Below are 21,253 nucleotides of genomic sequence, written 5' to 3'. Positions count from 1 at the left end.
CGGTCGTCGGGGATGCCTTATCCTATCAGTCCCGCGGGATATCGAAATGTCTCGGCTGCGCCGCGACACGTGCCAGCCACGCCTGAATGGCGGGATAGTCGTCCAGCGCGAAGCCGCCTTCATCGGCGACATGCGTATAAGCATAAAGGGAAATGTCGGCGATCGTGAATCGATCCCCGGCCAGCCAGTCATGCTCGGCGAGATGGTGCTCCATCACGCGCAGGGCGCGCTTGCCGCCTTCCTGCTTGGCGGCGTACTCGGCGCGGCGCTCGTCGGGGAGGCCGAGGTAGCGATTGATGAAGCGGGCAGTGGCGATGTACGGCTCATGGCTGTACTGCTCGAAGAACTGCCACTGCAGCACCTTGGCGCGCAGGAAGGGGTCACTCGGCAGGTAGTCGCTGCCATCGGCGAGATAATTCAGGATGGCGTTCGACTCTGACAGCGTCTCGCCGCGATGCAGCTCCAGCAGCGGAATCTTGCCATTGACGTTGCGGGTCAAAAATTCCGGCGTGCGGGTGTCGCCGGCCAGAATGTCGACCTCGATGTAGTGATGATGACGTTCGAGCAGGTGCAGCAGAAGCTCGACCTTGTAGCAGTTGCCGGAGCGGCGATCACCGTAGAGTGTCAGCATGCAGGGAGCGTCCTGTGCGAGCGTGGAATTGGCGTCTCGACAGTCTAACCAACCTCGCCTGCATGAACAGTGATCATTCGAACAGTGTTCGACGAATCGGTGTCATTCGCGTGCTCCAGACGTAGGCTGTGGGTCAGCCGAGGATCATCACCACGCAGGAAGCGGTCAGTACGCCCATCACGCGATTGAAGATCTTCCAGGCGCGTTCGGTATTCAGCAGGCGCCCGATGGCGGTCCCGAAGCCCGCCCATAGCGAGATGCAGGGCAGCGCGACCAGTTCCGCGAAGCCTGCCAGCAATACGGCGTTGAGCAGTGCCGGGCCTTCCTCGGGCAGAAAGCTCGCCATCAGCGCCATGCCCATCACCCAGGCCTTGGGATTGGCGAACTGGAACAGGCTTGCCGCGAGAAAGGTCATCGGGCGTGCATCCTGCTGGCTGGCGAAGTCAGGTGGCGGGGCGGTGGCGATCTTCCAGGCCAGGTAGAGCAGGTAGGCACTGCCCAGCACCTTCAGCAGCGTCTGCACGATGGGATAACGCTCGAAGACCAGCCCCAGGCCCAGCGCGATGGCGATGAACAGCACCAGGCAGCCGATCAGGATGCCGAAGATATGCGGCAGGGTGCGCCAGTAACCATAGTTGGCCCCCGAGGCCGTCAACATCACGTTGTTGGGGCCGGGTGTCAGGGTCATCGACAGCATGAAAAGCGTGGCGGGGGCCAGAAAGGCGAGGGATTCCATGGGTGTCCTTCAGCGTGGTGGGCGTTGTCGAGGTCGCATATCTGATTGTATGGATTCAATTTGCGAGTGCCGGCACATTCCCGTGTTTTATGGCTTGTTGGCGGCATGTTTTGAGCATAATCTGATGACAATTACCGTCAACAGGTTTTTTGTCACCATGACAATGTGGATTCCGACCCTGGACCCCGCCATGCCGCGTTACCGTGCTCTGGCGGAGGCTATCCGCCTCGATATCGCCTCAGGCCAGCTCAAGGAAGGCGAGCGACTGCCGCCTCAGCGTCGGCTGGCGGATGCGCTGGGCGTGACCATCGGCACGGTGACGCGAGGCTACGCCGAGGCCGAGCGGAGTGGCCTGGTATCGGCGCGTGTCGGGAGCGGCACCTACATCAACGGCGCCACCCGGAGCGCGCATGGATCCTCCAGCAGCTTCGGGCATGCCCTGCGGGCCAGAAAGGCCTATGGATTGGCGTCAGAACAGGAGGGCGTGCTGACGGCAGCGGCCGGCGTGATCGATCTCACCATGAGCCTGCCACCGCCTCACCCCGCGCGGCAGCAGGGAATGGCAGCGGCGCTGGCCGCGATCAGCCAGTCACCCGAGGCCTTGCTGCGCAGTGTCGAGTATCAGAATGAATTCGGGGACGGCAGCCACCGTCAGTTGCTGGCGAACTGGATGGGCGAGCTCGGCATGCCGGTCGACCCCGAGGAGCTGATGCTGACCCAGGGCGGCCAGAATGGCATCACGCTGGCGTTGTCGGCGCTGCTGGCGCCCGGGGATGCCGTGGTCACCGGCGCGCTGACCTATCCCGGGCTGATCGTCGCCAGCGCCGAACGTGGCCTCAAGCTGTTGCGGGTGCCGCTTGACGAGGACGGCATGGATGTCGAGGCGCTGGCGCGGCTGTGCCGTCAGCAGGCGCCCAGGATGGTCTATGTGATGGCCGAGCAGAACAATCCCGGCGCGGCGCAGTTGTCTCATGCACGGCGCGAGGCCCTGGTCGCCCTCGCGCGCCAGCATGACTTCTGGATTCTGGAAGACGGGGTGCAATATCTGCCCGACGAGGAGTGCGGCACGCGGCTCTATCAGATGGCGCCGGAGCGCACCCTGTATGTCTTCAGTACCTCCAAGTTGCTGGCCGGGGGCCTGCGCCTGGGCGTATTGAGGGCGCCGGTGGAGGTGCTGGCTCGCATCGGCGCAGTGCTGCGCAGCCATAGCTGGATGGTGGCGCCGCTGTTGATGGAGACGGTCTGCGCCTGGCTGACCAGCGGCAACGCGACACAGCTGGTGGCGTGGCAGACGGAAGAGATGCGCGCGCGCCAGAAACTGGCCCGCATGCTGCTGGCGGAGTGGTCGCCGGCGGCGCGGCCGTCTTCGTTCGATCTGTGGCTCGAGCTGCCCGAAGGGCAGCGCAGTCAGGCGATGGTCGCGTCATTGACCGAGCGGGGTGTGCACGTCACCAGCGCCGAGCCCTTCTGTGTCGGCAATGAGCCGCCACCGCAGGCCATCCGGCTGTGCCTGAGCGCTGCCGAGAGCCGTGAGGCGCTGACCCACGCGCTGGAAATCGTGCGCGAGCAGCTGCAGGCGCCGCCTGCGCTGCGTCCCATGACGCTCTAGCGCCTCGCCGCGCTCACTCCCGGCGGTCGCCGGATTCCTGTGCCAATCTGGCCTGCTTGAGCGGCACGCCCCAGCGATAGCCGCCGACCCCGCCATCACCGCGTACCACACGATGACAAGGCGTCAGCAGAGCCAGCGGGTTGGCACCACAGGCATTGGCGACGGCGCGGCTGGCGGTCGGGCGCTCGAGCGCCTCGGCCAGCTGGCGATAGGTCAGGGTATCGCCACTCACGGTAGCGTTGAGCTGCTGCCAGACGCGCAATTGAAAGGCGGTGCCACGCACATCCAGCGGCAGTTCGAGCAGCAGTGCATGGCTGGTCTCCGGTTGCTCACACAGGGCGAGCAACCGTGCCCCCAGTGAGGCATGCAGCAGACGACTGGCCGCGTGAGCGCTGCCGTGCTGACCATCTGTCCCTGTCTCCATCTGCTGCCAATTGGCTCTGGGCAGGCGTGCTTCCAGCGCCTGCTGGCCCGCCTCACGACTGTCGCTGAGCTGAATGACGACCACGCCACGCGCGCTAAGTCCTGCGCTCAGCCAGCAGGACTGTTCCGGCATCCCGAAGCGACACGGCCAATGCAATGCCAGCAGGTGTTCTCCCTGGCCGCCGGAGCGGCGGGCGCTGGGCGTGATGCCGTCCCTGCGTGCATAGGCACGGCTGCTGGAGCGATAGCCGGCGGCGATGATCGCCTCGGTCACGCCATGGCCCTCCTCCAGCAGCGCATGGAACTGCATCTGGCGCAGACCCGCCGAGTACTCGGAAGGTGACAGGCCCAGCAGTGCCGTGAAGCGGCGCTGAAGATGCGAGGCACTTATCCCGTGCTCCGCCGCCAGACTTGCGAGTGGCGGGGCGGGCTCGCCTGCGGCGACGGCCTGCTCCAGCTGCCGACACACCGCCAGTGGCCAGGGCGTGGCGGGGCGTGAGTCAGTATTCGCAGGTGTCGAGCGGGCGGCAGTGGAGGCGCGTGAAAGTGGGGCGTTCGATTCCGGCATCGTCGGTGCTCCAGGCGTGGCCCTGACAGGGTGGCGGTTCTGCTTGTCGGCCTGAGGGCGATCAGGCTTGTCGGGCTGCTCAGGATGACAGCGCCGGCAGGCGCGCATGCCTGCGGCTCGCGCCGCGTGACAATCGGCAAACAGGCGCAGGTTGTCGCGGCGTGGCGCCGGGGATGGGCAGCCGATGCGACAGAAGATACCAGTGGTGATCACGCCGTAGCGCAGCGCCTCCCCGGAGATCGGCTGGCGCGCCAGCAGACGCTGCCAGATGGCCTCATCGCACCCTTGAGCGTCGCCAGCGGCAGGTGGTGCCGTCATCCCCGCCGCTGTCTTTTCGCCGGACACTGATGTCATCGTTCATCTCGCTGTGCAAGGTTCACGCTCAGTATCGCCATCCGCTCGGGGCGGTGCACTCCGTATCTTGTGCTGACTGTCAGGATTGCGCTCGCAGCATTTGCCGGGTTTCGCTCAGAACTCGATGGATTCCTGGCGCTTCTCTTCTTCTTCGGCCTGCTTGCGCAGCTTCTTGCGGATGGCAGCCTTGTGGAAGCGCAGCTTCTGTTCCTGGGTTTCCAGGTTGAGCGGCGGCACCGGCACCGGCTGGCCGTTGGAGTCGACCGCGACCATGGTCAGATAGCAGCTGTTGGTATGACGAATCAGGCGACCCTGGATGGATTCGGCGACCACCTTGATGCCGATCTCCATCGAGGAGCGGCCGACATGATTGACCGAGGCCAGGAAGGTGACCAGCTCGCCGACGTGGATCGGCTGCTTGAAGCGCACCTGGTCGACCGAGAGGGTGACGACATAGCTGCCGCTGTAGCGACTGGCGCAGGCGTAGGCGACTTCATCCAGCTTCTTGAGGATGGCGCCACCGTGCACCTTGCCACTGAAGTTGGCCATGTCGGGGGTCATCAGCTCGGTCATGATCAACTGATGCTGGCCGGGCAGAGCTTCGTTGAGGGCGGTCTGTTCTGGCTGGTTCTCGCTCATGGGGGCGTCCTTCAGGCACGGGCCTGTCAGGTGAGTGGGAGCTGTCAGGGGCTCTCAGGTGAAGCAATGGCTCTGGCATGCCGCGCAGACAGGGATAATGGCTAGTCTGCGGGATTCGTGACGTCTTGGCACCCCGTGAGCGGCATATCAGCTATCTATAAACGACCTTGCCCCCACAGTCGCCTGTGGGGGCAAGGAGCTTGCGGGGTTATCGGTAAGGCTATCTGAATGGCAGGCTGAAAAGGCTGGCTGACGCCGCCGTCAGCCAGGTATTAGAGCAGCGTCAGACCCAGCGAGATGATGATGCCGGTCACCAGCAGCTGCACCAGGCAGAAGCCCATGATGTCCTTGGCCTTGAGACCGGCGATGGCGAGCACCGGCAATGCCCAGAAGGGCTGCAGCATGTTGGTCCAGGCATCGCCCCAGGCGACGGCCATGGCGACGCGTGACAGGTCGGCCCCCAATGCCTGGGCGGCGGGAATCATGACCGGTGCCTGCACGGCCCACTGACCGCCACCGGAGGGCACGAACAGATTGACGACACCGGCACTGATGAAGGACCAGAACGGCAGGCTGTCGGCGGTGGCAATCGACACGAAGCCTTCGGACAGCGTGGCGGCCAGTCCCGACTGCACCATGATCGCCATGATGCCGGCGTAGAAGGGGAACTGGATGACGATGCCGGCGCCACCCTTGATGGCTTCATTCAGGCTGTCCAGCAGCTTGCGCGGGGTGCCATGCAGCACGATGGCCAGGAACAGGAAGCTGAAGTTGATCACGTTCAGGTTCAGCCCGCCGCCACGAATCACGAAGTGATCCACCAGCCAGGCGAGGCCGAACAGACCGACAACCCAGGCGAGAATCGGCGAGTTCTCGAGACGCTCGGCGGGACGAGGCTGGTCGCTGATCTCGGTGTGCTTCTCCTCGAGCAGGGCCGGGTCCACGTACACGCTTTCCTTCTCGAAGGGCATCATGGCGCGATTGACCAGCGGCATGATGATCAAGAGCGCCGCGACGATGGCGATATTGAAGAAGGCGAAGATGGTGTCCGAGGTGGGCACGATACCGATGCTTTCCTCGGTGAAGTGGCCAGCGGTGGCGATGGTCAGCGGAATCGAGCCCGAGATGCCCGCATGCCAGATCACGAAACCGGAGTAGGCACTGGCGATCAGCAGGCGGTAATCGACCTTGATCATCCTGGCCAGCTGTTTGGCGAACAGTGCCCCGATCACCAGCCCGAAGCCCCAGTTGATCCAGCTGGCGATCAGCGATACGAAGGTGACCAGCATGATGGCGCTGCCCGGCGTTCTGGCCAGCGAGGCGATGCTGGCCAGGCCTTTCTTCACCGGCGGGGTGTTGGCGAGCATGAAGCCTGAGATCAACACCAGCAGCATCTGCATCGAGAAGGTCAACAGATTCCAGAAACCATCGCCCCAATAGCGCATCACCTCAGCGGGGGAGCGCTGTTCGATGAGCATGGCGGCGGCTGCTGCAACGACGGTCAGCAACAGGACGAAGATATAGGGGTCAGGCAGGTAGCGCTCAACCAGCTTGACGGCTGGCCGTGATAGCGATTGCAGCATGTGAGAGTCCCTGTTGGCTTTTTATCAGTATGGGAAACGGGTTGGCACGCTTACATTAGTCCATTCGCTGGCAGGAGAATATCGCGCGATGGTCGAGTGGCACGCCAATGCCAGCGGCAAGCCTTTCAGCGCTGCATCAACCTGCTGGAGACTTCAGCCAACTGGCAAGGCATCAGCGCCAATGATGGCGGCGATGATGCAGGTAGTAGCCGCCGAGCACGGCAGAACGCACGCTGGTGAACAGCAGGAAGGCCAGCCACAGTCCATGATTGCCGAAGCCTTCGAGCAGCGGCCACAGGCCGATGAAGGCCAGCAGGGATATCACCAGCGTATTGCGCATTTCACGCGTCGCCGTGGCACCGATGAAGATGCCGTCCAGCAGGTAGCTCCACACAGCGACCAGGGGCAGGGCGACCATCCAGGGCAGATAGAGGGTGGCCAGGGCGCGCACCTCGGGAATGTCGGTCAGCAGGTGGATCAACGCCGGCCCGCAGAGCCAGAGCAGGCCGCTGGCCGCTGTCGCGGTGATCAAGGAGAAACGGGTTGCCGCCCCCACGCTACGCGCGAAGCGTTGCCAGTCGTTCTGGCCGACGGCTCGCCCGACCTCTGACTCCGCCGCCTGGGCGAAGCCGTCCAGTGCATGGGACGTCATCATCACGAACTGCAGCAACACCGCATTGGCCGCCAGAACATCATCCCCGAAGCTGGCACCCTGTGAGGTGAAATAGGCCGTCGCGCCCAGCAGGCACAGGGTGCGCACGAACAGATGCTGATTGACGCGGATCAGCGCGCCCCAGGCGGGCAGAGACAGCAGCGCTGCGCGATCACTGCGCCCCGGCATGCGTCTGAGCTGGCGGGCGACCAGCCACAGGCCCGTGGCCAGCGCACAGTAGTCGGCGATCACGCTGGCCAGCGCTACGCCATCGCTGGTCATGCCCAGCCCGGGCACGAAGGCAAGATCGAGCAGGATGTTGACGCCATTGGTCAGCACGAGGATGCCGAGCGTGACGCGCGAATTCCCCAGCCCCAGGAACCAGCCCAGAATCACGTAGTTGATCAGCACGGCCGGTGCCGACCACAGCCGGATGCTGGCGTAGTCATGGGCCAGGGCGCGCGTGGTCTCGCTGGCCTCCATCAGCGATAGCCCCAGGGTGATCAGCGGCGAGCCGGCGATGATCAATATCAGCCCGATGGCCAGCGCCAGCCCGATGCCCTGGCCCAGCAGGGTGCGCAGGCCATCGTGGTCTTCACGGCCATGAGCCTGTGCCGTCATGCCGGTCGTGCCCATGCGCAGAAATCCGAAGCCCCAGTACAGGAAGCTGAAGAGGACCGCGCCCAGCGTGACCGCACCCAGATACACCGCATCCTCGAGATGCCCGACCACGGCGGTATCCACCAGCCCCAGCAACGGCACGGAAATGTTGGAAAGGATGATGGGCCAGGCCAGGCGCCACATATGGCGATCGGCGGAAGGCAGTGTGGCGGTCTTCAGGGAAGGGGTGGGCATGTTGGGTCCGAATGAGGGGAGAAGGTAACGTCAGCCGGGAGCGGTCGCGTTGATCAGGATAAGGCCTGGCAGGGCTGGGCGTAATGGCGCTGGAGCGCTAATCTAGTTCTGGTGACTTGATGGCAAGGCCTGCCATGCGCCAGCCGAGAGATCCACTGGCGCGAAGCCCCATAACAGGGACGCATGGAGCGTCCGTACGCAAGGGAACTGACTATGAAACGCACGATTCTTCAGCGAAGCACGCGATTGCGCACTGGGCTTGCAGCAGCTGGCATGACGCTGATGCTGGCGTCGCCGGTGCATGCCATCGAGCTGCCCAGCGAGCAGGGTGACGACACACCCAGCGCAGGCATGATGGTGGCCGATGCTCTTATCGGACGTCCACTGTTGCTGGCCACGACCGTCGTTGGTGCTGCCATCTTCGCCGTGTCGGCTCCCTTCGCGGCCATGGGGCAGAATATCGATGAGACGGCGCGCGTACTGGTCGCGACCCCGGCGCAGGCGACCTTCGCTCGCTGCCTGGGGTGCAAGACCACGCGGGTCGATTGGGATTGAATATCTCCTGATCACGGCTGGTAAGAATGCGCCGCTCAAGTCTGGACACGACAACGCCGACCTCGAGGGTCGGCGTTGTCGTGTCTGAAGGGGCGGTGAGAGCGGCGGTCAATGCGCGGGGTGTCTGGCATGGCTATCGGCAGGGGGCGGCAGTGAGTTGAAGCACAGCACGCGTTTGCGTCCGGCGCGTTTCGCCTCATAGAGCGCATTGTCGGCCATGTTGAACAGCGCATCGGTGGCCTGGCTGTCATGCGGCGCGTTGGCGACCCCCGCGGAGAAGCTCAGGCCGGTCAGCGGCCCCAGCGTCTCATGCTCGAAGACTTCTTCGTGGAAGGCTTCGAGAATGGCCTCGACCCGAGCGCGTGACACCGCTGCGCTGGCACCGGGGATCAGGATCACGAACTCTTCGCCGCCGTAGCGACAGGCTTCATCGGAGCTGCGCAGCGACTCACGTATCAGGTTGGCCAGACGCGTGAGGACCTGATCACCCATCTCGTGGCCGTAGGTATCGTTGACCTGCTTGAAGTGGTCGAGATCCAGCACCACCAGGGACAGTGGGTTGCCGATGCTGGCCTCTGCCAGTTTCTGGGGCAGCACTTCATCGAGGTGACGGCGATTGAAGAGACGCGTCAACGTATCCTTGCGCGCCTCGTGTGCCAGGCCCCGCTTCAGCTGCAGGTCGGCCAGTGCCAGCATCACCAGGTTGCTGACATCTTCCGCCAGGGACTGAAAGCGCTCCAGGCTGTCCTCTTCCGGCGGGATCAGCAGCACGAATTCCCCCGCCTGGCCATCCCCGACCGTCAGCGTCTGCTTGAGGTGACGAGCGTCGGTGGGTGGTGTCCCCCAGTTGATATGCATCGTCTGATGGATGTCGTTCGGGTCATGCAGGGTCACGCTGCCTTCGCAGCCGGCGAACAGGCTGGGCAGACGAACATTGAGCTGGGTGATGACCTCATCGAGCTGGGAGCAGGTCAGCAGGGATTCCGCGAGGTGATGGATCTGGCTGCGGCTCTCTGAGAGTCGCGACAGCTTGAGGTTGGCGATCTGCAGGTCGCGCTGGGCACGCTTGCGATCGGTGATGTCGTGAACGATGGAGAACAGCAGGGTGCGGCCGTTCAGGTCTACCGGGCCGGTAAAGATCTCGACATCACGCAATTCACCGTTGGCAAGCTGGTGGCTGGCCTCGAAGTGGTTGTCGGTACGATTGACGACCGCACGGATGCGTTTGGAGAGCGACTGGCTGGCCAGCACGTTGATACGGCCCAATGGCATACCGCACATTTCGCCGATGCTGTAACCATAGAAGTCGGCGGCGACCGGATTGGCATCGATGATCTCGGCAAGCTCCGGGTCGATCAGCAGCTTGATGGCGTTGCCGGTGCTGAAGACTTCCTGATACAGGGCTGCATTCTCCTCGAGCAGCTCGATGGCGCGACGGCGGTCCTCGATATTGTTGATCAATACCAGGGTGCGCTCTTCGCCCTCCAGCGGGGTGAGGGTGACTTCCGCCCAGAACATCTGCCCCGTGTCAGTCTGCATGTGGTATTCGTCCTGGAAGCTGCCGCCTTCGCGTTGCAGCTGGCCCCAGGCACGTTTCATGCGACTGATCTCATCCAGTGAGAACAGCCCCCACAGCGATTGCTGGAAAAGCTCGGTATCACTCTTGCCCAGCAGGGCATGCATGGTCGAGTTGGCATCCGCGATGGTGCCATCCCCGTTGGCGACGATGATGCCCACTGGGGCGGAATGATAGATGGAGCGCAGACGGGCGCGGCTGCTGATCAGGCGTTGCTGCTGTTCCTTGATCCAGTCGATATCGCTGTGAGTGCCGATCATGCGCAGGGGTCTGCCATCCTCGGCACGTTCCACCACGCGTCCCTGATCGAGAATCCACTTCCATTCACCGTTGCGCGTCAGCATGCGGTGCTCGTTGCGATATTCAGCGCTGTGACCTTCAAAGTGCTGTTTCAGGTCGTCTAGGGTGCGCGGCATGTCATCCGGATGGATGCGTGACTTCCACTCATCGAAGCTGCTGCCGATCTCGTGTTCCTGGAAGCCGAGCGTCGCCTTCCACTGCGCAGAGTAGAAGACATGATCGGTATCCTGCTTCCAGTCCCAGACGCCGGCGCCTGAGCCTTCCAGCGCGAACTGCCAGCGTTGTTCGGCCTCGCCCAGGGCGTCACTCATCTTCTGCAGCTGCTGATAGGGGTAGACCATGCGCGATGAGTAGATGGCGTGATAGATCATCGCGTAGGCCACCACCTTGTACAGATGGCCGAGCAGATTGAAGACATCGAAGGCAGTGGCATAGAGCGTGAAGCAAAGCTCGGATATCCCCGTGGCCAGCGCAGCGATCGCCAGCCAGCCGGCATTGGTGCCTTCAGGCAGTCGGCGCGCGCCAAGCAGAAGTACCGCGGCCAGCGCAGCGCTCAGCGCCAGGGCCCATTCATAGCCGATCTTCCAGGCGGTCAGGCCGCTGCCGACGATGAAGGTCTCTGGCAGGAAGTCGAGATGAAAGAGGCCTATCCAGCTCACCATTAGCCCGATGGCGAGTGTCACGCCAAAGGCCACGGGCAGATAGCGACGCGGCACGGGGCGTGCCGTCAGCAGACAGGGAGCCAACAGGGCGATGATGAAGGCGGTCCGTCCTGCCAGCCAGAAGTGGATGGCCTTGCTGACGGAGGCCTCGCTGACGAAGTCCGGCATGCCGTCGTAGCTGAAGATATGCACCATGTCGAAGAAAGCGGAGAGCATGAAGGCGCACCCCATGACCAGAAAGCTGGTCGGCAATGTCCGACGGTGCCCCTGGAAGATGGAGACGGCAGACATCAGAGCGACCAGTATCGCACCCATTTCCAGCAGTGAATGCGGGACAAGGTACTGTTCGACCGAGCTGAACAGCTGCGGACGCGGCACCACGATCAAGACCACCATGATCGCCAGCATGACAAGCAGCATCCCTGTGCCGGCATTGGGCAGCTGTGTGCGTGTCCCCAAAAAGGAGTGCTTGAGAGCAGTAGAGAGAGAGTGAGAGGACATGGGCAATCCGTGCGCGTGAAAAGGGGATGACCGGTGAATGGACAACTACAGGATAGAACAGTTTGCTTACATTATGCTAACAGAAAATAACCTGGTGTAGCGTTTGATATTGATTGAGTAGCCGTTTATGCAGGGGGCGAGAGCAGGTTGGTAGCCACGATTCTGTCTGGCCATGTCAGCAGTGAGGCCAGCAGCGGGGCCGACGGGAGTAGGCAATGGCGGGCAGCGCGCCGGGAAAGGTCCTGATAGTGAGCGAAGTGTATTGCCAGTCGGTGTTAGTGCCAGTCGACTACGTTACCCGTTGGTTTCTTGCAGCAAGAGGCACCGCGTTGGCGAGTCAGGCGCTGAAGCGTCAGTCAGGGCCGTGCTTGAGGGAAGGGCATGAAGAGAGAGCTTGAGGAAAGGGGCTACAGGAAGGTCTATCGGGGTTAGCTTGAGAAGAGGGTTTGCAGTGAGGGCTTGCGGGGAGAGCAGGAGGTGTCAGGCAATAAGCAAGCAGCAGCCGTCACGATGGATGTGGCGCAGTACAGGCCATATCATCGCCATGACGGCTGCCGGAGCAGGCGGTAATCAGTTGCCGAGAGCGGCCGTGATGATGTGGTACTTGTCCATCAGCTCTTCCTGGCTTTCCTTGTTGTCCGGGTCGAGCGGGATGCAGTCGACAGGGCAGACCTGCTGACATTGCGGCTCATCAAAGTGTCCGACGCATTCGGTGCACAGATCCGGGTCGATGACGTAGATCTCTTCCCCCGGCGAGATGGCCCCATTGGGACATTCCGGCTCGCAGACGTCGCAGTTGATGCACTCATCAGTGATGATCAGGGCCATGATGCTGTCCTCAGCTTGTGGCGGTGTCGTCGTCGGTAGCGGAGAAATGCCGGGCGAGGGTCTCGGCCACCAGCGGATGCACCAGACGCGACACATCACCGCCATGACGCGATATCTCGCGCACGATGGTCGATGAAATGTAGGAGTTCTGTAATTCCGGTGTCAGGAACAGGCTATCGACGTGCGGTGCCTGAGCCCGGTTCATGTTGGCCAGCTGCAGTTCATACTCGAAGTCGGAGACCGCACGCAGGCCGCGCAGAATGATACGCGCATTCTGCTGCTCAAGCAGCTCTGTCAGCAGGCAGCTGAAACCGATGACCTCGACATTGTCGAGATGCGCCAGAACCCGGCGCGCCAGATCGATGCGAATCTCCAGCGGCAGCGCGGGGCGTTTGCTGGGGCTGTAAGCTACCGCGACCACCACCTTGTCGAACAGGCGGGCGCCGCGCTCGATCAGGTCGGTATGGCCATTGGTGATCGGGTCGAAGGTGCCGGGATAGACGGCAATGTTCTTGGGCATGACGAACTCGAGCTCTGTCGGCAGCGGGTCAGCCTGGTGGCCGGCTGCAGTGGACGACGAAGGATGAGGAGCCTTAGAAGGCCGTAACGCAATGGCTGTCGCGCCGACGGCTCCTCCGGTCCGCCGAGTGTAGAACCCCTCGCGCGGCTTGCCAGTCGAGCGAGGGGATTCGTCACCGGATGCACAACCCGGGAGGGGGAGCGAGCCGGTCTTGCAGCGAGCCTGGCTTACAGCGAACCTGGCTTACAGCGAACCAAAGGGGTTATCGACCTTGAGCGAGACGGGCTTCGCATAGCCGGGGATGCGGATCTCGCGATCCGTGATCTCCAGTTCCGGACCTTCGAGCACGCCTTCACCGAAGCGATAGGTCGGCGTGAATTCACCGCGCTGTGCCTTGTCCAGATAGTCGGCGCGCCGCTGCTCGCAGAGACCGCTGCGCTCACGCCAGGCAGCCAGTGCCTCCTCACCATGCCGCGCCGCCAGCAACTTCAGGGTGACGTCAGCCGACAGCACCACGCCACTGGCGTTGTTGCCACCGAAGCCCTTGGCATTGATGAAGGCGACGTCTGCGGTGAATTCGCGCGCCTCGCGGCGGATGTCGAGGTGGCTGTGATGCACGTCATCGGCGATGGCATCCAGCGTCGGGATACCTGGCAGGATGCCGGTCGCCATGCTGCCGAGCGCCGATACTGCCTGATCACCCGCTGCGCTGCCCTGGCTGTGGCCGACGAAGGATTTTACCGCCACCACAGGCCAGGCCTGGATGTCGTTGGCGCGAGCCACTTCATTGAGCACGTGTGACTCGGTGGTGCGGTTCTTCGGCGTGGAGGTGGCATGGGCGTGCACGAAGCTGCGCTGGCGCACGCCTTCATCGCCGACGATATCGCGGGCCAGTGCCACCGCCTTGCTCAGGGTGATGTAGTTGCCGACGCCGGGCGCCGAGATGGAGCGCTTCCAGCCGTCGGCATTGACGAACACGTCCGGCACGCTGCCGATGATGCGAGCGCCGGTATCCAGCGCCAGATCATCCGCCATCAGGATCACGAACTGGGTCGCTTCCGCGATGGTGAAGCCACAGTTGCGCGCGAACGGGCGACAGGCCTTCTGGTAATCGCTGTCCGTGAGCACTTCCAGCGCGTCGAGGGCCTTGAGGCTCTCGTCATCGGCCAGGGCGCCCATGCTGCGGAAGCCCTCGATGACTTCCGGCGTGATCGGCGCATCGGCGGTGCCGACCATCACCACGCGGCGACGGCCGCTGCGGATGTCGTTCAGGCCCAGCTTCAGGTTGTAGAGGAAGCTGGCACAGGCGCCCATCGCGGCACCGGCGCCGCCGACATTGCCCAGCACATAGGCATTGAGGAAATCGGCGGGCATCTGGGCATAGCCCAGCGGCATCTGCTTGGAAGTGGCGCGCTCGCCGGCCACGAAGGACTTCATCAACCCGCCCCAGCCTTCAGCATCCATCTGGCCGATGGAGTTGCCGGCGTAGACGGCGATATCGTCCGGATCGAGGCTATCGCGCAGCGCATCCCAGTCCAGGCCACTGTCGCCGAGGCAGTCGCTGGCGCCGAAGATGGTCATCGACAGGCCGCGCGGGTGATGCACGCTGCGATAGAGCTGCTCCGGTGCGAAGCCGCTGGGCAGCTGACCCGCGGCGCGCACCAGCGCCTGACGATGATCGGGCAGCAGGACCTCGAATTCGCCGGCCGGTACCGTGACTTCGACATGACGGTTGTCCAGCTCGCGGATCTGCCAGTCAGCGGGCGGCTGTTCCGGCAGCTGGCGGCTGCGCAGCGTGAAGGTCAAGTCCTGGCCCAGCGTCAGCTTTGACTGACGATTGGCAGGAATGCCGGTCGCGTTGAAGCGCTCGTCTTCAATGCGACGAATCAGGGTGTGGGACAGCACCTGATCTGCCAGACGCTCCGCAAGCGCTTGAGCCTCGGCGGGCTGGCCTTCGGCATCGAACCATTGGCCCTGATCATCGCAGCGGGCGAGGTTCATGAGCGACGCGAGACCCAGCAGGGTCTCTTGACGGTCTGTCTCCGGCAGGGAGTCGAGCACCGTGCGTCGGAACGCCTGATGGCCCGAAGTTCTGCCGGCGGCATTGACGCCGCCCATGCCGACGATCACCGGTAAGTGTGACAAGCCGCTTTCCTCGTAAAAATACTGTGAGTCGTTGGTCTGGGCGATACCTCTGCGGATATTCGTCCAAATGATGAGCGGATGATAACACCCCCTCAATACAGGCGTCATGCACCCCCGCCTATACGCGGGCGCGCCAGCGAGCGCTTGCTGCGAACACTGTGCGATATCTCTGCGCTCAGCGCGAGTCCCACTGGCCTGTTTTATACTTGTCATGACACGATATAATCGTGATTAAACGTTTGTTTGATTTTCGAGAGGCAAGCTGACATTCTGTCTTGGCTGTTTGAGTTGGTGTAGGCGCGTGCCGCGAGGCAGGCGCCTTTTTTTGTGCTCAGGCCTTCCTGCGCCGCCGACCCCAGATGGGCTGTACGCCATATGGCGCAGCCCGATGCAGGCGCATCTGCTAGACTCCGCGCGTGATTTTCCTGCCCGTTGCTATCGGAACTGCTGATGTACGCCAACTCCCGCCAGATCGATTCTCCCCAGACCGGCCCCCACGAGGATGTCGAGCGTCGCGTGCGCCGTGCGATGGCGCATCCGCTGCGCAAACCCGTCGCGGAGCATACCCGCGAAGCGTTTCTGCAAGCGCAACAGTGGTTGTCGGCTCAGGGCAGGCCCCTGTGGCTGGACAGCGGCTGCGGCGTCGGGCGATCGACTCGCCAGCTGGCACTGGCGCACCCGGACCATGCCGTCATCGGCGTGGACCGCAGCGAAGACCGTCTCAGCCGCAAGCATGGTGAGTTGCCGGACAACGCCTTGCTGGTCCGCGCGGACCTCGTCGACTTCTGGCGCCTGGCGCTTGCCGCTGGCTGGGCACCTGCGCATCATACCCTGCTGTACCCCAATCCTTATCCCAAGGCGCGTCATCTCAAGATGCGCTGGCAGGGCCACCCGGTATTCCCGATCATCATGGCGCTGGGCGGTCAGCTGGAGCTGCGCACCAACTGGGAGATCTACGCCCGGGAATTTGCTCAGGCCATCGGGCATGCCACCGGTATCGAGGTGACGGCGCACGCCTTCGAACCGCAGGGCGAATATCTGACGCACTTCGAGCGCAAGTATCACGAGTCTGGCCAGGCGCTGTGGCGACTCGAATGCCAGCTTGAACACACGCCCGAGCGCTACTCGCTGCAGGTCTGACGCGAATCACGCTGGTGGCAGGTTCTGGTTGGCGATAGCGGCGTGGCTGTTGTGGAAGGTGTCGCGCAGGGACTGGCGCAGCCAGCTTGCCGCGGGGCCACGAGGGCTGTCGCGACGCGAGATCAGTTCGATATCGATGTCGGCGGTGGCGCCCAGCGCGCTCAAATCCAGAATCTTCAAACGCTGCTGAAAGGGCGGGTAGTGGGCGATATGGCGCGGAACCTGCGCCCAGCCCAGTCCGCGCGTCGTCAGCTCTGCCATCGCATAGAAGCTGTTGAGCTGCCAGAAGCGCTGTGAGCGTGGCCCCTCGTGGCCGGGTTCCAGTTGCTGGCGTTGACCGATCATCAGCTGGCGGTGATCCGCCAAGTCGCTGTGGGTCGGGCTCTCAAGCTGCGCCAGCGGATGGTTGCGTGCCACGATCAGCACCTGCTCCAGTCTCCCCAGCGCCTCGCGCTCCAGCGCCATGACACCCAGTGGCTGATAGAACAGGATGCCGAGATTGGCCTGGTGCTGCTCCACCCAGCGGGCCACCTCATCCTGCGCGCCATTGAGCAGATTCAGCGTCAGCGTCGGGTATTGCACCGCCATCTTTTCCAGCACCGCCATCACCGGCGGCATTTCTACCAGCGCCTCATCGATCGCCAGCGTCAGGCTGGCTTCCAGCCCCTGGCTGAGAGTGCGGGCGCGTGCCTCCAGGCGCTGGCATTGCATCAGCACGCTGTTGGCTTCGTGCAGCATGGCCTCGCCCGCGGGCGTCAGCACCGGCGTGCGAGGGCGGCGATCGAACAGCTCGCAGCCCAGGTCCAGCTCCAGATTGGCGATGGCGGTGCTGACCGCGGACTGCGCGCGACCCAGACGCCGCGCCGCCGCCGAGAACGAGCCCGTCTCCGCCACGCAGCGCAGTGTCTGCAGTTGCTCCAGTGTCCAGTTCATTGCCTCGCCTCACCTTGATCTATCTGAACAGTAGATGGGTACCAACTTTAAACCATCTTGTATCTCTCTAGAATGCCTCCTCCATCCGCGTCATTCAGCCCTATGGCATCACACGCGGTGATCGAGAGGAGGTATGACATGCGTTCCAAGAAAGAACGTCTGGCCCAGGCTGGATTGCTGGAATTGGGCGGTATTCTGCTCGTGGCGCCGCTGTCGGCAGTGGTCACGGGGCATGATCTGGCGAGCATGGGCAGCCTGGCGGTGGTGATGTCCACACTGGCGGTGATCTGGAGTACGGTCTGGAACTGGATGTTCGATCGCTGGGTGCCGACCCGCCAGCGCAGCGTGACCCAGCGCATCGCTCAGGCACTCGGCTTCGAACTCGGTCTGGTACTGGTAACCGTCTTCATCGTGGCCGCCTGGCTCGACCTGGGGCTGTGGCAGGCATTGCTGCTGGATCTGGGCTTCGTTGCCTTCTTCCTGGTCTGGGCGATGATCTTCAATCCGCTGTTCGATGCCGTGATGCGTCGCCTGCTGGCGCGCAGGGCCGCCCGTGAGCAACACCATGCCGCACCACACAACACAAGGTGATTCGATGAGTTATATCTTCCTGGCACTGGCAATACTGGCGGAGGTCATCGCGACCAGCGCACTCAAGGCTTCCGAGTCATTTTCGCGACTCGGCCCGAGCCTGATCGTGATAGTGGGTTATGGTATTGCCTTCTATCTGCTGACGCTGGTGTTGCGTGATCTGCCGCTGGGTGTGACCTATGCGGTGTGGTCCGGGCTCGGCATCGTGCTGGTCACCGTGTTCGGTGCGGTGGTCTATCGCGAGATGCCGGATCTGCCGGCCATCCTGGGGTTGGCGATGATCGTGGGCGGTGTCGCCGTCCTGCATCTGTTTTCCAGCGCCAGTCCTCATTAAGCTAGGGGCATCACGGCGCCTCCCGGCTGTGACATGGATGCTCACCGACGACGTCACTGGATGCCTCATGCTTCTATTTCGCACTGCACCGACCTCTGCGCGACCCTCCCGACTGTCTCCCCTGTTGCCTTTGCTGAAGGCGGCGCGCCCCTCAGGAGCGGGCAAGTCGCTGCGTTTCACGCGCTCGCTGCGCCGACTGGCCATGGTGGCCGGAGCGACGCTTGTCGTGGCGGGCCCGGCGCAGGCGGCGGGCTTTGACAACCTGACGCGCCTGACTGACAAGGGCTTCATCGTCAGTGCCCAGGCGCGCATGCTCGATACCGGCGAGACGCTGGCCTCGGTCAATCCCGACCAGCAACTGACGCCGGCCTCGCTGTCCAAGCTCTATATCGCCGGTGCGGCGCTGGACCGCTTCGGCCCGCAGTACCGTTTCTCGACGCGTCTGCGCAGCACGGGCACAATCAGCGGCGGCGTCTTGACCGGTGACCTGGTGCTCGAGGGCAGCGGCGACCCGGCGCTGACCAGTGAAGAGCTGTGGCGGCTGACCGAGGAGCTGCGCTTTCGGGGCATCCGCCGCGTCGAAGGGCGCCTGCTGATCAGCCAGTGGCGTTTCGGGCCGGTGCCTTGCATCAGTACCGATCGCTGCAATGCCTCGCGGCGTTCCAGCAATGCCTATGATGCGCTGCTGTCGTCCGCGGCCAGCAACTATGCCAGCTGGTGCGTGAAGGTGATGCCGGGGGCGGGCAGTCAGGCGCCGGCGCGACTGGCCAGCTGCGACACCACCCAGCCCACCGAGATCTTCGATAACCAGGTCACCACGGTCGGCGCGGGGGGCAAGAGCGCCATCAATGCCCGGCGCACCACCAGCAACGGTCGCGATACGCTGGTCGTCACCGGCACCATCGCCGCCGACAGCCAGCCGCGCAGCATCTACCGCGCCGTCTCCAATCCTGCGCTGTACACCGGTGAGCTGATGCGCGACATCCTGGCGCGCGCCGGGATCACGGTGACCGGTGGGGTGGACATCACCTCGACGGCGCCGCCCTCCAGCGCCGCGCAGCTCGGTAGCGTCGAAGGCAAGCCGATGCAGGAGTTGCTGACGCGCATGCTCAATTACTCCAACAACTTCATGGCGGACCAGCTGACGCTGGCGCTGGTCGGCGGCAGTCAGGCCACCTTGCGCCAGGGCGGCGCCAAGCTCGAGACCTTCGCCAGCGCGATTCCCGGTCACGGCCCGCTGACGATGTACTCCGGCAGCGGCCTGACTTCACAGAACCGCACCAGCGTCAGTGGGCTGATGGCGTTGCTCGACAGCATGTATCACCGCCCGGCGCTGTTCCCCACCTTCGTGGCGGGTCTGCAGGCACCGGTCAATGGCCCGATGCGCTTCATCCGCCGTGGCAGCGAGACCTTCCGCAATCACGTGATGGTCAAGACGGGCACGCTCAACAACCCGGTGCCGGTGCGCGCCATCTCGGGATACTTCCGCACGCAAAGTGGCCGCTGGGGCGCCTTCGCGGTGATGGTCAACGGCCGGGCGGCGGTGCCTTATCTGTCCTGGCCGCAGGTGCTGGATCCGGTCGCCGAGGACCTGACCGCGATGATCGAGCGCAACTGAGCTCCTTGATCGCGAGCGCATGGCACGAAAGCCCCGCCAATCGGCGGGGCTTTCGTGTTCATGGCCTGAGTGGCAGACACAAAAAACCCCGCCCGAAGGCGGGGTGGTCCTCCACACGCCCGGCATGGCTGAGGGGAGGGCACTCGGGACGCTCGACAGGGCGCAACGAGATAACAAGAGCATAGCGTTGTGTGACGGCGTTGGCTAACGCCAAAATCGCTATTGCACCGCAACAATCAAGGACTTGAAGCGTTTTTGGCGCTGCGAGGGCAAATTTTCCGTCGCGGGTCGTGCGTCGAGTGTCTTCAGCGCGTCGGGTCGAGCAGTACGCGACCGCTGACGCGTCCGTCGATCATCGCCTCGGCGCGTTCGGCGAGGCCATCCAGGCCGACCGTCTCGAGCTGCATCTGGGCGTGCATCTCGTCCGGCAGGTCGGCCAGACGCTGCCAGACCTTTCGACGACGTTCGGCATTGATCATGACGCTATCGACGCCCAGCAACGAGACGCCGCGCAGGATGAACGGCATCACGCTGGTGGGCAGGTCGGCGCCCGCCGCGAGGCCCACGGCCGCCACCTTGCCATCGTAATTCATCTGCGCCAGCAGATTGGCCAGCACCTGGCCACCGGCAGTATCCACGGCGCCTGCCCAGCGGCTCTTTTCCAGCGGGCGGCCCTTGTCCTCGAAATCACTGCGCAGATGGACTTCGCTCGCGCCCAGTGACTCGAGCCATTCGCGCTGCTCGGCCTTGCCGCTGACCGCGTGAACCTCGAAGCCTTGCTTGGCCAGCATCTGCACGGCCCAGCTGCCGACCCCGCCGGTGGCGCCGGTGACGATCACCGGGCCCTGCTCGGGCGTCAGGCCGGCCTCCTCGAGGCGCATCACGCACAGCATGGCGGTCAGGCCGGCGGTGCCGAAGGCCATGGCCTGCTCGGCGCTCAGATTGGCAGGGCGCTTGACCAGCCACTCGGGCTTGACGCGCATGCGCTCGGCCAGGCCGCCCCAATGGCGCTCGCCCACGCCCCAGCCGGTCAGGAGGACCTCGTCGCCCGGCTGATAGTCCGGCGAGTCGGAGGCCTCGACGCGACCCGCGAAATCGATGCCCGGCACGAAGGGCAGCTCACGGACGATCTTGCCACGGCCGGTGATGGCCAGCGCGTCCTTGTAGTTGAGTCCGGAACGCTCGATGGCCACCGTGACAGGCAGGTCAGGCAGCTGATCATCGGAGAGTTCGACGACTCGGGCGCGTGGGGTCTCGTCGTGCAGCATCAGTGCGCGGGACATGGCTGTCTCCTTGTGGATGGCGTGGGTGTTGGCGGTCTTCCTGCGTGAAGGTGTCACGGCGTCTGATCGAGACGCGTCATCTCACAGTGCCTGCAAGCGACGCTGTGGGGAAGCCTCGCGCTATCGACATTGGGATGAGACTGACGCGACCGGGGCCAGCCGGATGTGCGGCTGGCCCCGGTAACAGGAGGCGCTGACGGAAGGCTCTCGTCAAGAC

18 protein-coding genes are annotated in these 21,253 nt (G+C 63.7%); 6 read left to right on the top strand and 12 right to left on the bottom strand.

The features are described from left to right. Positions 1 to 25 precede the first annotated feature (25 nt). Positions 26 to 631, bottom strand: coding sequence for a glutathione S-transferase family protein (locus FLM52_15500; GenBank protein ID NVN57144.1), 606 nt, complete (start codon positions 629 to 631; stop codon positions 26 to 28). Positions 632 to 764: 133 nt separating this feature from the next. After that, the gene (locus FLM52_15495; protein NVN57143.1) at positions 765 to 1,367 is read right to left on the bottom strand and encodes a LysE family translocator; all 603 of its coding nucleotides are present in this window, start codon (positions 1,365 to 1,367) and stop codon (positions 765 to 767) included. 157 nt (positions 1,368 to 1,524) lie between these two features. Between FLM52_15495 and FLM52_15490 the strand changes: the two genes are divergently transcribed. Beyond that, entirely contained in the window at positions 1,525 to 2,976 is a 1,452-nt protein-coding gene (locus FLM52_15490; protein NVN57142.1) for a PLP-dependent aminotransferase family protein, read from the top strand. Between the two features lie 13 nt (positions 2,977 to 2,989). On the opposite strand, the gene FLM52_15485 is transcribed toward FLM52_15490, so the two are convergent. The 4 genes from FLM52_15485 to FLM52_15470 all read right to left on the bottom strand — a co-directional run bounded on the left by FLM52_15485 (position 2,990) and on the right by FLM52_15470 (position 8,050). Beyond that, positions 2,990 to 4,321, bottom strand: coding sequence for a methylated-DNA--[protein]-cysteine S-methyltransferase (locus FLM52_15485; GenBank protein ID NVN57141.1), 1,332 nt, complete (start codon positions 4,319 to 4,321; stop codon positions 2,990 to 2,992). 114 nt (positions 4,322 to 4,435) lie between these two features. Continuing rightward, the gene (locus FLM52_15480; protein ID NVN57140.1) at positions 4,436 to 4,960 is read right to left on the bottom strand and encodes an acyl-CoA thioesterase; all 525 of its coding nucleotides are present in this window, start codon (positions 4,958 to 4,960) and stop codon (positions 4,436 to 4,438) included. 272 nt (positions 4,961 to 5,232) lie between these two features. Beyond that, complete coding sequence (locus tag FLM52_15475; protein ID NVN57139.1) at positions 5,233 to 6,543, bottom strand: short-chain fatty acid transporter; 1,311 nt, start codon at positions 6,541 to 6,543, stop codon at positions 5,233 to 5,235. Between the two features lie 172 nt (positions 6,544 to 6,715). Continuing rightward, positions 6,716 to 8,050 carry an MATE family efflux transporter gene (locus tag FLM52_15470; GenBank protein NVN57138.1) on the bottom strand — a complete coding sequence of 445 codons (1,335 nt, stop codon included), beginning with the start codon at positions 8,048 to 8,050 and terminating at the stop codon, positions 6,716 to 6,718. 213 nt (positions 8,051 to 8,263) lie between these two features. Between FLM52_15470 and FLM52_15465 the strand changes: the two genes are divergently transcribed. After that, complete coding sequence (locus FLM52_15465; protein ID NVN57137.1) at positions 8,264 to 8,605, top strand: hypothetical protein; 342 nt, start codon at positions 8,264 to 8,266, stop codon at positions 8,603 to 8,605. Positions 8,606 to 8,713: 108 nt separating this feature from the next. Here the strand turns inward: FLM52_15465 and FLM52_15460 are convergent, their stop codons facing one another. From FLM52_15460 to FLM52_15445, 4 genes are all read right to left on the bottom strand, one after another. Next, positions 8,714 to 11,644 carry a diguanylate cyclase gene (locus tag FLM52_15460; GenBank protein NVN57136.1) on the bottom strand — a complete coding sequence of 977 codons (2,931 nt, stop codon included), beginning with the start codon at positions 11,642 to 11,644 and terminating at the stop codon, positions 8,714 to 8,716. A gap of 570 nt (positions 11,645 to 12,214) precedes the next feature. Next, positions 12,215 to 12,472, bottom strand: a complete 258-nt coding sequence (locus tag FLM52_15455) for a YfhL family 4Fe-4S dicluster ferredoxin (GenBank protein ID NVN57135.1) — start codon at positions 12,470 to 12,472, stop codon at positions 12,215 to 12,217. A gap of 10 nt (positions 12,473 to 12,482) precedes the next feature. Next, positions 12,483 to 12,992 carry a pantetheine-phosphate adenylyltransferase gene (gene coaD, locus FLM52_15450; GenBank protein ID NVN57134.1) on the bottom strand — a complete coding sequence of 170 codons (510 nt, stop codon included), beginning with the start codon at positions 12,990 to 12,992 and terminating at the stop codon, positions 12,483 to 12,485. A 243-nt stretch (positions 12,993 to 13,235) separates the two neighbouring features. After that, entirely contained in the window at positions 13,236 to 15,110 is a 1,875-nt protein-coding gene (locus FLM52_15445) for a beta-ketoacyl synthase (GenBank protein ID NVN57133.1), read from the bottom strand. A gap of 477 nt (positions 15,111 to 15,587) precedes the next feature. Between FLM52_15445 and FLM52_15440 the strand changes: the two genes are divergently transcribed. Continuing rightward, positions 15,588 to 16,277, top strand: coding sequence for an SAM-dependent methyltransferase (locus FLM52_15440; protein NVN57132.1), 690 nt, complete (start codon positions 15,588 to 15,590; stop codon positions 16,275 to 16,277). A 6-nt stretch (positions 16,278 to 16,283) separates the two neighbouring features. Here the strand turns inward: FLM52_15440 and FLM52_15435 are convergent, their stop codons facing one another. After that, the gene (locus FLM52_15435; GenBank protein NVN57131.1) at positions 16,284 to 17,210 is read right to left on the bottom strand and encodes a LysR family transcriptional regulator; all 927 of its coding nucleotides are present in this window, start codon (positions 17,208 to 17,210) and stop codon (positions 16,284 to 16,286) included. A gap of 138 nt (positions 17,211 to 17,348) precedes the next feature. Here FLM52_15435 and FLM52_15430 point away from each other — a divergent pair, with 138 nt between their 5' ends. The 3 genes from FLM52_15430 to dacB all read left to right on the top strand — a co-directional run bounded on the left by FLM52_15430 (position 17,349) and on the right by dacB (position 19,753). Beyond that, positions 17,349 to 17,801 (top strand): PACE efflux transporter, encoded by a 453-nt coding sequence (locus FLM52_15430; GenBank protein NVN57130.1) that lies wholly within the window; start codon positions 17,349 to 17,351, stop codon positions 17,799 to 17,801. Between the two features lie 4 nt (positions 17,802 to 17,805). Beyond that, entirely contained in the window at positions 17,806 to 18,135 is a 330-nt protein-coding gene (locus tag FLM52_15425) for a multidrug efflux SMR transporter (GenBank protein NVN57129.1), read from the top strand. A gap of 202 nt (positions 18,136 to 18,337) precedes the next feature. Then, positions 18,338 to 19,753: a D-alanyl-D-alanine carboxypeptidase/D-alanyl-D-alanine-endopeptidase gene (gene dacB / locus FLM52_15420; GenBank protein NVN57128.1), complete on the top strand. Its 1,416-nt coding sequence runs from the start codon at positions 18,338 to 18,340 to the stop codon at positions 19,751 to 19,753. A 305-nt stretch (positions 19,754 to 20,058) separates the two neighbouring features. On the opposite strand, the gene FLM52_15415 is transcribed toward dacB, so the two are convergent. Next, complete coding sequence (locus FLM52_15415) at positions 20,059 to 21,036, bottom strand: oxidoreductase (GenBank protein NVN57127.1); 978 nt, start codon at positions 21,034 to 21,036, stop codon at positions 20,059 to 20,061. Between the last annotated feature and the right edge of the window lie 217 nt (positions 21,037 to 21,253).

This window comes from bacterium Scap17 (assembly GCA_013376735.1).
Classification (GTDB): domain Bacteria; phylum Pseudomonadota; class Gammaproteobacteria; order Pseudomonadales; family Halomonadaceae; genus Cobetia.
Note: the sequence above shows the minus strand (reverse complement) of the source record. Positions and strands in the feature narration are given on the sequence as shown.

Bases quoted from the DNA above. Each gene is read 5' to 3' on its own strand.
- FLM52_15500 (NVN57144.1), bottom strand. From the start codon at position 631: ATGCTGACACTCTACGGTGATCGCCGCTCCGGCAACTGCTACAAGGTC.
- FLM52_15495 (NVN57143.1), bottom strand. From the start codon at position 1,367: ATGGAATCCCTCGCCTTTCTGGCCCCCGCCACGCTTTTCATGCTGTCG.
- FLM52_15490 (NVN57142.1), top strand. From the start codon at position 1,525: ATGACAATGTGGATTCCGACCCTGGACCCCGCCATGCCGCGTTACCGT.
- FLM52_15485 (NVN57141.1), bottom strand. From the start codon at position 4,321: ATGACATCAGTGTCCGGCGAAAAGACAGCGGCGGGGATGACGGCACCA.
- FLM52_15480 (NVN57140.1), bottom strand. From the start codon at position 4,960: ATGAGCGAGAACCAGCCAGAACAGACCGCCCTCAACGAAGCTCTGCCC.
- FLM52_15475 (NVN57139.1), bottom strand. From the start codon at position 6,543: ATGCTGCAATCGCTATCACGGCCAGCCGTCAAGCTGGTTGAGCGCTAC.
- FLM52_15470 (NVN57138.1), bottom strand. From the start codon at position 8,050: ATGCCCACCCCTTCCCTGAAGACCGCCACACTGCCTTCCGCCGATCGC.
- FLM52_15465 (NVN57137.1), top strand. From the start codon at position 8,264: ATGAAACGCACGATTCTTCAGCGAAGCACGCGATTGCGCACTGGGCTT.
- FLM52_15460 (NVN57136.1), bottom strand. From the start codon at position 11,644: ATGTCCTCTCACTCTCTCTCTACTGCTCTCAAGCACTCCTTTTTGGGG.
- FLM52_15455 (NVN57135.1), bottom strand. From the start codon at position 12,472: ATGGCCCTGATCATCACTGATGAGTGCATCAACTGCGACGTCTGCGAG.
- coaD (NVN57134.1), bottom strand. From the start codon at position 12,992: ATGCCCAAGAACATTGCCGTCTATCCCGGCACCTTCGACCCGATCACC.
- FLM52_15445 (NVN57133.1), bottom strand. From the start codon at position 15,110: ATGGGCGGCGTCAATGCCGCCGGCAGAACTTCGGGCCATCAGGCGTTC.
- FLM52_15440 (NVN57132.1), top strand. From the start codon at position 15,588: ATGTACGCCAACTCCCGCCAGATCGATTCTCCCCAGACCGGCCCCCAC.
- FLM52_15435 (NVN57131.1), bottom strand. From the start codon at position 17,210: ATGAACTGGACACTGGAGCAACTGCAGACACTGCGCTGCGTGGCGGAG.
- FLM52_15430 (NVN57130.1), top strand. From the start codon at position 17,349: ATGCGTTCCAAGAAAGAACGTCTGGCCCAGGCTGGATTGCTGGAATTG.
- FLM52_15425 (NVN57129.1), top strand. From the start codon at position 17,806: ATGAGTTATATCTTCCTGGCACTGGCAATACTGGCGGAGGTCATCGCG.
- dacB (NVN57128.1), top strand. From the start codon at position 18,338: ATGGTGGCCGGAGCGACGCTTGTCGTGGCGGGCCCGGCGCAGGCGGCG.
- FLM52_15415 (NVN57127.1), bottom strand. From the start codon at position 21,036: ATGTCCCGCGCACTGATGCTGCACGACGAGACCCCACGCGCCCGAGTC.